Consider the following 12,449-nt stretch of genomic DNA (forward strand, 5'->3'; position numbering starts at 1 on the left):
TGATAAGTAATTAACAATCAGGCTTATTTGAAAATTAATTAATACATAGATTTTTGATAAGTGATACAATCCAAAATTAAGATTAGATTATTCAATTATTGCTCAATGATAGAAGCTACTTCAAATTATGAGTTTCGTTTTTGTTTTAAGCCAATGAATAAACATCAGCGTGAACTTGTCTTAGAATGGATTCATCAGCCTCATATTAATGAATGGCTTCATGGTGATGGTTTAAGTAATACGATTAAGGATATTGATGAGTTTTTGAATCATGGAGAGCCGTGGGCTACTCATTGGATAGCCTATGATAATGAACTCCCATTTGCATATTTAATTACGTCTGAAGTAGAGGAATCAGAGGAATACCCTGAAGGTGCAATTACACTGGATTTATTTATTTGCAGATTGGATTATATAGGCAAGGGATTATCTGTACAGATGATTCATGAGTTTATTTTAAGCCAGTTCTCTACTGCAAAAATAGTGCTTATTGATCCAGAAATTTCTAACCAACGTGCCGTGCATGTATATAAAAAAGCTGGTTTTAAAATTGTTGGTGAGTTTATAGCCTCCTGGCATCCAGTCCCTCATTATAAAATGCAATTGAATATCGAAGAATTAAAAAAACACTGTCCTTAGTATGATATTTATGAGGTCTCCTGCTTAAACGATTTCAATTGTGATAGGGCGGATTGGTAACCTCGCTCAATGATTTCTTCATAAAGATCAAAATCCATAAAGGCAAAATTTTCCATTTCATGGTAAACGCAAAAATCTGCCATTTTCTCCATTAATCGTTGATGTTTGGAGCTATTTAAGAGGATAGTGGAGACAATAACTTCATCAATATAGCTAAAACGCTGATGAGTTCTTGAAATTAATTTCAAGCGTAGTAATTTCCAAAAAGATGGAAATGGCTTCTGTAATCCTTTGAAATGATCTTGTTGGGAAATTATCGATGAGGCAATGATTTTACCTGGATCATATACTTCACGTACCACATCAACAGGCAGATTATTTATAACGCCACCATCAATTAAAAAATCATTACTTTCAACTAAGGGGGGGAAAATAACTGGTAGTGAGGTACTTGCGAGAACTGCGGACCACAGAGGACCTTGCTGATGGACTACAATCTTTTTTTGTAAAAGATTTGTAGATATATAAAAACTAGGCAACCAGGAGTCCTCGATAGCGCTTTCACCGTACATTTCCTGAAAAAATTTTTTAGTGATAGCTCCCTTCTTGAAAGCGACATAGGGGAAGTTAAAGTCGAATCGTTGGTTTTTTTTAGCAAAAGTAGCTGCCATTTTTATCATTTCTGGGATATTCATCCCAGCGGCATAACTTGCAGCAATAATTGCTCCCATACTTGTTCCCCCAATTAAATCGATAGGAATGTTTAATTCCTCAAGGGCTTTAATTAAGCCAATATGAGCGAGGCCACGAGCTGCTCCACCACTTAGAATGATGGCAATATTTTGGTTAGCAATTACACGTGCAATACGATCGATATGAGAGGGATCAAATAACCTAACATGGTAGTAATCATTAAATTTTATTCGATCTAGCCAAGTTTTTGTATTCGATGGTTTGTCATTTACATCGTATAAGAAAATGATTGAAACTCGATGTAGATATTTATTGCTTTCACAGAGTAATTGTTTAATGGGTAGGGTTGTTTCGCAATAATATTTTTTCAATCCTATCAAAAATAATTGATCAGCCTGACTTAGACATAACTGGTTCCACTCAGAATTATAAGAATCGGCAATGTAAACAATAAAATCAAAATGCGTTTCTTGTTCGTTTAACCAAGCCAATATATTGAGTTCATATTGTTGTAACGACGCGTCATTGGGTAACTCCAAGCCTAATAGTTTTTCTATTGCATTCCGCTCCACGCATAATACAGAGCCAAATTTTTTTAAACTCGTCACAAATTGAATACATTGCTTCACAACATAGGGCTCATGATGCAATGGCAAAAAAGCAATTGTTTTAACAGCTTTATTTTTTATGGAATAACCTTTGGTTGCTAATAATGAAAGTCTCTTAATACACCCTTTAGCAACAGCAAATGAAAAAGTAGGGTATTGAGTAATGAATTTCTCGAATGAAGCTTTGTCAAGTCGTAATAAGAGACTATCGCGAATAGCAAGCACCGTTGCAAAACGAGGTTCTTGTGTTAATAATGCCATCTCTCCGACAGTTTCTCCGGGGGCAATTTCTCCGATGATTAATTCATTCTCTTTTTGATAATTAGTAATTACCCTTAAACGCCCCTGCATCAAAAAATATAAACAGTCGCCAACTTCACCTTGTTGCATAAGAATCTGACCACGATCAATTTTTTTTATCTGTAAATGTTTGCTTAAATCAGTTAATACCAATGGGTCAAATGCCTTTAGAATCTCGGCTTTACATAAAAAATTAATAATGCATTTATCTGAAGTAATACTTTGATTTTGCATAAATTAACTTCCCAGACAAGATTCAGATGCTTATATTTTATATAGCATGTGAATCACAAAAATTTAAATATCTGAAGGTTAACTCATCCTAAAAATGAGCTATCTCGCTGTAATTCCTGCTAAAAAGCTATTTATTAAAGAAAAGACTGCTAATAAGTTAAGTTGTACATTTTAAAACGTATTGGCTAAATTATATATTAATATATAATTTAATAACCAATTTGTTCTAAAAGGTTCTTTTATGCCAACTATACAAGAGCTCCCTTCTTTAATAGTTCTTAGTGGTGCTGAGGAGGGCCAAGTAATTAGTCATGATAAGGACAATAAGCCGTTATCTGTGACGCAAGCGGCGACGGTAGTATTCGTGCCTGTTGTACTCGTAGAGCGATGTTTAGTGACGCCGGATTATGTTCTTTATATGTTCGATAATAATGAAAATATAAAAGAAAAGTTGGCTGAAATAGAGAAATCAGAACAGAATGCAGTTATTCTAGTTGGCACTGGTAAGGAACGAAGTGTTTATTTCGTTGAAAATGGTCGAGCTTCATTTCATCCTGTAACTGTCTCTTGTGGATATAGTCTCGATAAAATTAGCAAATTAACTCGAGATGAAAATGGCAAAGTAGATCCTGTTAAAAATGATCCAACAATTTTAGCACTAGTCATTAGATATTTACGGTTAGACGGTGGACATGCCAACGAGGCGCAAATTACTGGAACGCGGACTGGAAAAAATGTATTTTCAACCAGTTTTGGGCCTTGTAATCCAATCGTAGGTAAGCGAAAAGATGATCAGCTATTTGTTCTGCATCATGCCGATGGTGCTTTTGTCGACAGAACAGATGGGATCGGTCAATTTATAACCAGCCTTGAGGAAGGAGGCGGGGCTGATTTTGTTGTGGTTATGCAAAATCCTAAGATAGCAAGAAGTATTGGAAAGGCGCCACTGTTGGCTGGAGGTTTGTCTGTAGAGTTGCAAGAAAGAAATGTAAAACGTGTTGATTTTCCAGAGGGATACTCCGCAATTGCTTGTGTAAACGGAACAACGGTGATCCTGGCTGAAAAAATGGAATTTTTTAAAAATGCAACCGAAAAAAGAGAGTTAATACAAAAGCATCAAGAACACGAAATAAAGGGAAATGGTCGTCAAGTTGACATTAGAGAAAGCGCACAAATTATCCCCATGTCGCAAACAGTAAAGGAAGTCAAAGAAATTAATCAGCAAATGAAAACACAAAGGAAAACTAAAGAAGGTCCTTATGAAAATATTTTAAAAGGATTAGAGAAAATGGGCATAGTGCCAGAAATTCCCAAAAAAGAAGGTTTGTTGAAAAAAATTTTTCGATTTTAAGGCCTGGCTAGTCTTGCTAAGATATAGATTGTTTCTTAGGTTTAATACTATTTAAAGAAAGGCAATCATTTCCAAAAGAATTTTTTGATCAAAAATAACGCCATTGAGCCATGAAAAATTTTATTTCCTATACAGTTACGCTATTTTTTGTCATGTGGTCGGGAGTAGTAATTGCTGCTCCTCTTGAAGCACAACCTCCGAGTATAGGCAATTTTGCTTTACCTGATTCTCAACAGCCAGGCCCTTTTATTTCATTTGGTCAAAATATTATTGATAAAAATCAGATACAAATTTACTCTGATCCGAACTACCAACGTAACACCGACCAAAGTTTTCTAGAAATTCCAGCTGTATTCCTTTATGGATTAACCGATGAGTCTTCTATTTTAGTAACGCTTCCTATAGCTGCAGATTATAGAAGTGGGGCTTACCATTCCTCGGGAATGGCTGATATAAGTGCTCAAGGTGAATATGCCTTTTATGAAAATTCCAATTCGCAGTATACAGAACAAATGACTCTTGTTAGTGCATTGACGATTCCTACCGGTTCGCTTTCCAAAAATCCACCAACTGGTTTTGGTTCAATGAGTTATTTTCTAGGAGGAACTTACAACCATATGTCTGTGGATTGGCTATGGTTTACTTCTCCTGGAGTAATGTGGATAACAAAACATTCAAATATTAAATTGGGATCGCAGTATTTATACCAATTTGGCGTAGGTCGGAATATTAAAAGCGAACCTAATCAATACATCTTTTCTGCTTTAATGGAGATAGATGGGACTTACTTTGAAAAAAATAAAGTCTTCGATAGATATGATCCTAACTCAGGGGGTAATTTGATATTTATTACCCCATCTTTATGGTATTCGACCAAGAAATTATTCCTGCAAGTGGGAGTTTCTATTCCAATAGAGCAAAATTGGAATGGAAACCAAAATAAAACAATCTATTATGCCAATGTTACTGGGGGTTGGACTTTTAATTGAAACTCAAAAACCTCAGTATTGTTCAGCGCTGACATTACTCATCTTTGAACAAGTCTTGTAGACGAATTAGAGTAGCTTTATCGATATTCCAAAGCATTCGTTGAACTATACTTTAAGTATCAATTCGTAAGGCTCAATGAGATATTAATGAATAGGGATACTGAAGTTATAGAAATTTACCAGCGTAACATCGATAAAGAAGAGAAAATCCGTTTACTTAAGGATCTAATTCTAGATTTGCATAATGAAATGGAAGCCCAAGATCAAAACATGCATCCTGAAGCTCATAATAAATTATCTGAAGGATTGCGATTAGCAACAGATTTTATTAGAAAGTTACAGAATCAAAATTAAAATCACAATCATAGGGCGTTAAGAGTAAGTAACTGGATTTTAGCTCGAAACGCATCAAGCGTAATTCTTGATTATTTATCCTAGTGATTCAGATTATTCCCCTTTTTTGTATTAAATATCCCATATTTCAATAAATGACAGGAGTGTACGCAAATTTGTCTTGAGCAGATGAGCAAACTAATTTTAGCTACTTTGTTAGGATATTGATTCCTTGAAGTTATTGGAATACCAGATTTTTTATTGTAAAGTTCATCAGAATTTTTATAAAGTCATCAAGGAGTTTCAAGATGAAGTTGTTCAGTAAAGGAATTATGTTGGTTTTTTGTTTGATGACAAGTTTAGGTTACTCAGGGACTACGGGGACACTTTGTCAGGCCAAAACAGCGACCGTACCCTGTGAAAGAAAAGCATGGAATGTAGGCATAGAAGCTTTGTACCTTGAGCCCTACTATAACGGTTTTTTAACTTATCTGGCTCCACAGCAAGTAGCTACTAATACCTTTAAACATAGTCAAATAGGTAAAGAATATGGATGGGGATTTCGTATTGAAGGGTCTTATCATTTCAGCACTGGTAAGGATTTGAAAGTAAATTGGTTGCATTATAAAAATAGGGTTGCTACTGAGCAAATAGGTGAAAATAATCAAGTATTTATTAATCATACCACTCCTCAAATTGATGCAGTGAATATCGAGATTGGACAACTCGTACATTATGGTGAAAGTGCGGCTATCCGTTTTCATGGCGGGGGGCAATATGCTCAAATCAAAAATCCTCTCTATATCGATAGTAATGGCATTGCTCAATTTGATATACAAACTAAGGCAAATATCATTGGCCCAAGACTAGGTGCCGATATGATGTATGATTTTCAGAAAGGATTTACTGCTTTCTGTAATGGCGCCGGAGCCTTATTAGCTGGAAAAAACAAATTTCATAATGTCTCACCAAGATTCAGTTCTGTACACTATGGTGAATCTACAGATGTAACTCCGTTACTGGAAGCTAAGCTAGGGGCACAATATACGCATAGAATTTCTGATAGTGAGGTTAAGCTCAAATTAGGATGGATGTGGCTTAAATATTTCAATATATATCAAACGTTTGCTAATCGAACTAACAACATTGAACAGAGTGATTTGTCTCTACAAGGCCCCTTTGCTGGAGTAGTGTGGATTGGATAAGAGATAGCTACTACATTGGGTGGAGATTAACTTGAAAAAAATGGCAACAGGTCAAACTCTTCATTTTGGACTCGTTTATTTAATACTTTCTTTCTTTATTTTTGGAAGTCTTTATAACCGCTCTTTATTAGTTAATCTAGGATTTGGATTGTTTTACACGTTAAGCTGGTTGTGTTGTTTTTTTATACCTAGCCTAATTTACACAGATCCTGATTTTAAACATGTTCGAAATTCTTGGCGTTCTTCTTCTCATGAAAAATTTTTAAATTTAATATCAAAAAAAAGAAAAGATGACTTTATTTTTTCAGTTTTATTTTGGTTTTTCGAGGCCGTATTTGTTTTGATGGGATTACAATTTCTCCAATATAATCTGATGCTTCTTAATTTAATGGGGATAGTGGGCTTGCTAGGTTATGCCCTAACAATGTTGGTTAGTCGGATGTCTAGGGATATTAAGGATGGTCAAGTTGATCCGCTATTTAGACTCATAAAAATCTGCTTTTCTACCTACTTAATTTGGTATTTTCTTTATCTTGGCCTTTTGATTATAGTCATTAATTTTTCCCCTAAAACAGAGACGATTTTAATGCAGATAAGCTTAATTCTGCCGGTTGTTATTGCTCTCTTGATTACAGGCTATTTACCAATCTCAAGATCAGCATGTACAGCTTTCAGTTTTATTCTTGGTTTTTTAATGACGGCATTGTGGATAGCCTATTTTAGCTACTCCATGCAAGATAAAATTATTAATATTCAATCTATTGAGAATAGATCCACTCCTGTATTCATAAAAAGATAGCGTGCAACTGGCATATTAGAAGTAAGAGGTTAGCATACAACTGTACATGATTTGTAAGTTGATTAAAATTTTACAGGCGTGGTTTTATCTGGTCTTAGAGTTAGCCCTGGTCATTTGGGGGTTAGTTTTTCTATAGAATCATTTTCGATTTTTTTAGGATCATTTGAAGATTTTTCAAAAAAGCTATTTTTTATGGATGGGTTGAATTTATCATATAGACGAAAGCTTCCCACTACAATTGCCGTGCCAGCTGTTATTCGAGTAGTGTCTATAGCTGCTGTTTTAATATGATTAAGCGCAGCTTTTCCAAAAAAAGACAACATATTTTATCCTAATTTTGATATTGACAATTTCTATCCCATTCTAATGGAATATTTAAGGATATGTAACTTATTTTCTTAATTGAAAACAATTTTTCTCGTCAATAAAGTCAGAGCCTGACAATCCTTGTCTCGGTAATTTACATTCCTTGTGAAGGACCACTAGATTCTTCTGGATAATCACGTTCTTGAGATACTGGCCAAAATCTTCTTAGTGGCTCAAGTCCTAATAAATGATCCATACCAAAAATAATGCTAAAGGTGAGGGCAGACTGAGGACTTCTTATCAGCACCTCTTTTAAGAAATTGTATCTCACTGCGGTCAGGGCTTCTTGCAAACCAACCTTTTTTACATGATTTTTTGCCTGATTAAACATGGTGAATGGGCTTGCAGTCAATACACGACCTTCTTCAATTGTTGACATTAATATCTTTCTATCTGCGTAAGAGTTGGGAAGAGTAGTGAAAAAAGTTGCTACTACACCAGCAGTAGCACCACCCAATAATTTGTTATAAAACTCATCGTTAAACTTATAGAATGAAGAGATATAATCGCCGACAAAACCTAATGCTGCGAAATTAATAAATCCAGCAACAGAGCGAGAGCCCCATGTTGAGCTAGTTAATTTCCAATAATTAAAAATAGACCATCTGAAGTTCTCTTTGGTGGCAATTTTAGCACTTTCCAGTTTTGCCTTACTATTCAATGCATTGCTTAATGCTAGATCCGCCTGGGAGAAAGAAAAAGTTCCAATCCAACGTTGGTGAATAGATATCTCGTTTTCTATGGCTTCTTCTTCGCGGGTAGTCTGTTTTGCAGTAACTGCTACAGCACCACGTTTTTGACCAGCCATAGCATAGGGCCCAAAGCCTCGATAGAGATTTACAATAGAAGACCCTAAACCTCGGTAGATGCTTCGAAAAAATCCGCCAGCAAAAGGTGAGGTCCCCGATGAATGTTGCAGTTGTGTTAAGATAGCCTGAAATGGTTGTGTAAATACTGAAACAGATAAAGAAATTGCTGCTGTTTTAAAGCTAAGATTAGCCATAGTATAAGCGATTCCACGGCTACTCATCTCTGAATCTTTAGTAGTTTCTATACGCTCTTGCATAAATTTACACCTTTGTAACATATTTTTGAGCATCTTAGCTAATTTTCCTTAAGAAACTATTAAGTAATGGTGTTTTAGTTGATTAAATTGACTAAAATTTCACATTTTGTCTGATGTGGTAATAAGGGTACCTGGATTTAAAAGAGAGATTTAATTAGGCATAGGGTTGTGAGGTTTATCCGACATCAAAAGTTTATTACTACTGAATAATTTTCATTCGGGGATTGTTATCTAAGTAATACCTCATTTAAAATTTTATCACTTCTAAATCATAATTGATGAAAATGAAAAATAAATATCGTCAAGCGGGTTATCTTATCTTTGGGATAGCATTGAGCTTTAGTTTAGTCTGCCAGGCTAATTGGGGACTAAGACATTATCACGGCCATGATCCTTCATATTATGGGCCTGGTTACTATGGTCCTTATGGACCTGGGGGATATTATGATAGGGGATGGTATCCTGGATGGGGAGGACCTAATGTCATCATCAACGTACCTGTCCCGGGTCCAGTCTATGTGCCGCAATATATTCCACAATGTGAAGTCGTTGAAATTTGTAATTCAAATGATGAGTGCTGGTTAGCACGTGAATGTAATTAATAGCATGCATAGTCTGTTTAGATGGGCTAAACAGACTATGTATGAATCACTTTAATAACAATTTTCTAGTACTCAAAACTTAATGACGACTCGACCAATAATATCACCAGCTCTTAACAGGTTAAGGTGTTCATTGATTTCCTCAATGCAATGATGTTGATCTTATGTTTAATGTTGCCTTTTGAAGCAAGTGTCATGATTTCGCCTAGATCATTGTAATTACCCCAGAACGAGCCATGATACGTATATTCGCGGGAAACAAAAGGAAATAGCGGAATATCAATCCTGTCACCTGACGAATAATGCCCCCCAGTCGACAAGAGCGCGAATCCCCAGCGGGTCATTTCTTCAGCACCTGCACAGTCGATGATAGCATTGAGTTCACTAATTGGTTAAATCTAATTATAGCAAGCATAACAGCTTGTATGGACTACTTGATATTTTTAAACTAAATCATGAGACGATCCCAAAGAGGGCTGTTAAATATTAGACAGTATTTTAATTCCCTATAGAACAATTAATTAAACCGAGTATTAACAAGGTTATCCACAGAATTTGTGGATAATTCAAAATGACTTTAATAAGACAAAAAACCTCAGAATCCTTGAGTGGGCTGATTTTTTAAAAAAAAATTAAGTTAGTGTGGGAGTTAATAGATAGAAAGGTAAAAAAATTATCCACAAGCTGAAACATGGATGAAAAAAGAACTCGGGCTGGCTATGTTATCAAATAAAAAAGAAAAAAACAGTCTTGACTTCAATCTTTTTAGATAAAAAGCTGAATCAAGATTTTTATTTGATTCCAGTTCATACTGGGCTTAAGAGCTATTAACCCTTTAAGCGTCACTAAGCGCCCTAAAACTAAATTTTGTAATCTTAACAAATCCCCATACACTGAAAAATAAGACAGGGATTGCTAAACTTAAAGGGCCAGGTTTTAGTTGGGCAACTAGCATACCAATCAAGCCGGCTAGACCAAACTGACAAGAGCCTAATAAAGCTGTTGCCGTACCTGCCTGTTGCGCGAAATCCTTCAATGCAAGCGCTGTGGCTGACCCCATGCTAATGCCTATACCTATAGTTAGACAAAGCATCGGAAGCATAAAGCTTAAAACACCATACTGATGACGATTAAACGCTATCATAAAGAGGCATGAAATTACCATCAATGTTAATCCTAGGCGTATGATCCTCTCCAGGGAGTGGGAATATGTCAAACGTGCAGCAATCATATTAGCAAAAAATATAGTCATTGCATTTAGGCCAAACAATAGACCATATTCTGTCGCATTGAGGTGAAGTTGTGAAATCAGAATTCCTGGTGACAGAGCACAAAACAAATACAATCCTAGCAAGCAGGCAGATGCAATAAGCGTGTACTGGCGGAAAAGAGAGTTACCTAACATCTGTTTAATTGCAGAGTAAGTACTAAGTTTTAGCGTTTCTGTTTTGGGGTAATTGTAATCAGGGATATAACGAAAAACTACTGTACTCATCAAGAACCCAAGTAGTGTTAAAAAGTAAAATCCACTATGCCAATCATGGGTTAAATCGAGCAACAATCCGCCTATTACTGGAGCAGAGCTTGCTACCATCGAGTTGGTTCCACATAGAACGCTAAAAAGACGTGCACATGCATTTGTTGAAAAGTTGTCTCTCACTATAATAAAGCACAGCAAGTAAGTTCCACAGGCTCCGGCTGCTTGAATTATTCGAGCGATGAGCAAGGCTGTAATCGATTCGGCTAAAGCTGAGAGTGATGAGCCTGCAAAAAACAGCAGAGCACTTAAAAGAGCTACTCGTCTGCGTCCGAAACGATCAGCTAAAGGACCTATCATTAATTGCGCCAAAGCGACAGTAAGCATAAATACATACAGACTTGCTTGCATGGTTGTGCTGTCAGTATTAAAAAAATGACTCATTACTGGAATTGCAGGCACAAAAACATCCATAGCAAAAGAAATGCTAATGATTAATGGGAATAATCGGAAAAGGCTTTGCCTTTCTGTCCAGCAAATAGGGTTCAATTAATGATGATCCTGTTTAGTAGTAATATTGATGTAGGAAATTAACTAACGCTTAATAAATTTAAAAACAGATTCAGTGAAAATACCTCACCGTTATCGGCTCTATTATATTCCATTTCGTAAATAGCTAGCAAACATAGCTTGTATTAGCGCTGTGCAAATATTAAGCATCGATTACATCGATTGCTTAGGTTTTCTCTAATTAATGTTTCCTTAAGTATAGATATTTAAACTAATGCAGCTTTGCTCAATCCCAGAGTAGCAAGGCAATATTTAATTAAGGAATTGATTTATGAAAAGAATAGTAATCAGTCTGCTGTTTTTCTTTTTTACGATAAATTTGAGTAATGCCAGTAACATACAAACTATACCCGATGAAATTTCTGTTCGAGAACATTGGATTAGTTTGACCAAGAGTTATGACATTGAAACAAAAGCACAAAAGTTAGGTACCTTATACCGACGTTTTTTTAGTTTGCTCCTCACTTATGATTTTTATGATCCTACGGATGTAAAAACGGCAACTGCAAAAGCCCGATTCTTTTCATTTGGAGCTCACCTGGATATTTACGATCAGAGCGATATTTTTATAGGCAGTGTTGAGGAAAAAATATTCACATTCTTTCCTACTTTTGAGATTCTAGCACGTGACTCATCAACTAAACTTGCTCGCGCTGAAATGAATTTTTGGGGCACTAAATTTTATATCTACGATCCTGTCTCGAATCAAGAAATGGCGATCATGTCACGTCCATTTTTCAGATTCAAAAATGATTGGACAATTCATGTCACTAATAGAGCTTTGTTAGACCAAAAAAACATTGACTCAAGAGTATTGATGACTGTTTTAGCTGTTCAGGGCGAAATTGAAGATTGGCAAAAAGATCAGCAAAATAACAATAATTTAAAGTCAGCAACTGCAAAGGCTCAGCAATTGCAATCCAACCGGAATGAGGCTCTTTCCCAACAACTCAAGGCTTTGAGCATGAAAGAAGGGCTGGATAAGCTAGAGAAGCCAAGTGAAGATTCTCTGGAAGTATTAGCTGAAGAGTTAGATGAGGCATTTAATGCTGAAAATCCTTCAACAGAAGATCAAAATCAAAGTAATCAGGAACGAATTGACGCATTTACTTCCTACTGTTTGAATCTGGTTTCCTCTCAGGATTTGCCTAATATCAAGAAAAAGGCGATTGTGACTTTATTGAATTTGCGTTTGCAAGGTCATAATTAATTACTAT

Annotated in this window: 13 protein-coding genes; 8 read left to right on the forward strand and 5 right to left on the reverse strand. The window is 35.7% G+C overall.

From position 1 onward, the window contains the following. The first annotated feature begins 105 nt into the window (after nucleotides 1–105). Complete coding sequence (locus tag Lbru_RS08050) at nucleotides 106–639, forward strand: GNAT family N-acetyltransferase (RefSeq protein WP_058441682.1); 534 nt, start codon at nucleotides 106–108, stop codon at nucleotides 637–639. An 8-nt stretch (nucleotides 640–647) separates the two neighbouring features. Here Lbru_RS08050 and Lbru_RS08055 read toward each other — a convergent pair whose 3' ends face one another. Beyond that, nucleotides 648–2,474, reverse strand: a complete 1,827-nt coding sequence (locus Lbru_RS08055) for a patatin-like phospholipase family protein (protein WP_058441683.1) — start codon at nucleotides 2,472–2,474, stop codon at nucleotides 648–650. 241 nt (nucleotides 2,475–2,715) lie between these two features. On the opposite strand from Lbru_RS08055, the gene Lbru_RS08060 reads away from it, so the two are divergent. The 5 genes from Lbru_RS08060 to Lbru_RS08080 all read left to right on the forward strand — a co-directional run bounded on the left by Lbru_RS08060 (nucleotide 2,716) and on the right by Lbru_RS08080 (nucleotide 7,151). Then, nucleotides 2,716–3,825 carry a hypothetical protein gene (locus Lbru_RS08060; protein ID WP_058441684.1) on the forward strand — a complete coding sequence of 370 codons (1,110 nt, stop codon included), beginning with the start codon at nucleotides 2,716–2,718 and terminating at the stop codon, nucleotides 3,823–3,825. A 110-nt stretch (nucleotides 3,826–3,935) separates the two neighbouring features. Continuing rightward, nucleotides 3,936–4,814 carry a hypothetical protein gene (locus Lbru_RS08065; RefSeq protein WP_238583852.1) on the forward strand — a complete coding sequence of 293 codons (879 nt, stop codon included), beginning with the start codon at nucleotides 3,936–3,938 and terminating at the stop codon, nucleotides 4,812–4,814. A 147-nt stretch (nucleotides 4,815–4,961) separates the two neighbouring features. Beyond that, nucleotides 4,962–5,168, forward strand: coding sequence for a hypothetical protein (locus Lbru_RS08070; protein WP_058441685.1), 207 nt, complete (start codon nucleotides 4,962–4,964; stop codon nucleotides 5,166–5,168). 287 nt (nucleotides 5,169–5,455) lie between these two features. Then, complete coding sequence (locus Lbru_RS08075) at nucleotides 5,456–6,352, forward strand: Lpg1974 family pore-forming outer membrane protein (RefSeq protein ID WP_058441686.1); 897 nt, start codon at nucleotides 5,456–5,458, stop codon at nucleotides 6,350–6,352. A gap of 31 nt (nucleotides 6,353–6,383) precedes the next feature. Then, complete coding sequence (locus tag Lbru_RS08080) at nucleotides 6,384–7,151, forward strand: hypothetical protein (RefSeq protein ID WP_058441687.1); 768 nt, start codon at nucleotides 6,384–6,386, stop codon at nucleotides 7,149–7,151. A gap of 110 nt (nucleotides 7,152–7,261) precedes the next feature. Here Lbru_RS08080 and Lbru_RS08085 read toward each other — a convergent pair whose 3' ends face one another. Both Lbru_RS08085 and Lbru_RS08090 read right to left on the reverse strand, forming a co-directional pair. Then, nucleotides 7,262–7,474 (reverse strand): hypothetical protein, encoded by a 213-nt coding sequence (locus Lbru_RS08085; protein ID WP_058441688.1) that lies wholly within the window; start codon nucleotides 7,472–7,474, stop codon nucleotides 7,262–7,264. A gap of 137 nt (nucleotides 7,475–7,611) precedes the next feature. Continuing rightward, nucleotides 7,612–8,583, reverse strand: a complete 972-nt coding sequence (locus Lbru_RS08090) for a hypothetical protein (protein WP_058441732.1) — start codon at nucleotides 8,581–8,583, stop codon at nucleotides 7,612–7,614. 284 nt (nucleotides 8,584–8,867) lie between these two features. Here Lbru_RS08090 and Lbru_RS08095 point away from each other — a divergent pair, with 284 nt between their 5' ends. Continuing rightward, nucleotides 8,868–9,185, forward strand: a complete 318-nt coding sequence (locus Lbru_RS08095; RefSeq protein WP_058441689.1) for a hypothetical protein — start codon at nucleotides 8,868–8,870, stop codon at nucleotides 9,183–9,185. 113 nt (nucleotides 9,186–9,298) lie between these two features. On the opposite strand, the gene Lbru_RS17170 is transcribed toward Lbru_RS08095, so the two are convergent. Further along, nucleotides 9,299–9,529 (reverse strand): hypothetical protein, encoded by a 231-nt coding sequence (locus tag Lbru_RS17170; protein ID WP_131793589.1) that lies wholly within the window; start codon nucleotides 9,527–9,529, stop codon nucleotides 9,299–9,301. 491 nt (nucleotides 9,530–10,020) lie between these two features. After that, a complete protein-coding gene (locus Lbru_RS08100; RefSeq protein WP_058441690.1) occupies nucleotides 10,021–11,211 on the reverse strand; it encodes a multidrug effflux MFS transporter in 1,191 nt (396 codons plus the stop codon). A 292-nt stretch (nucleotides 11,212–11,503) separates the two neighbouring features. On the opposite strand from Lbru_RS08100, the gene Lbru_RS08105 reads away from it, so the two are divergent. Further along, on the forward strand, nucleotides 11,504–12,442 hold the full coding sequence (locus Lbru_RS08105) for an LURP-one-related/scramblase family protein (RefSeq protein ID WP_058441691.1): 939 nt from the start codon (nucleotides 11,504–11,506) through the stop codon (nucleotides 12,440–12,442). Nucleotides 12,443–12,449 lie beyond the last annotated feature (7 nt).

The organism is Legionella brunensis (assembly GCF_001467025.1).
Classification (GTDB): Bacteria; Pseudomonadota; Gammaproteobacteria; order Legionellales; family Legionellaceae; genus Tatlockia; species Tatlockia brunensis.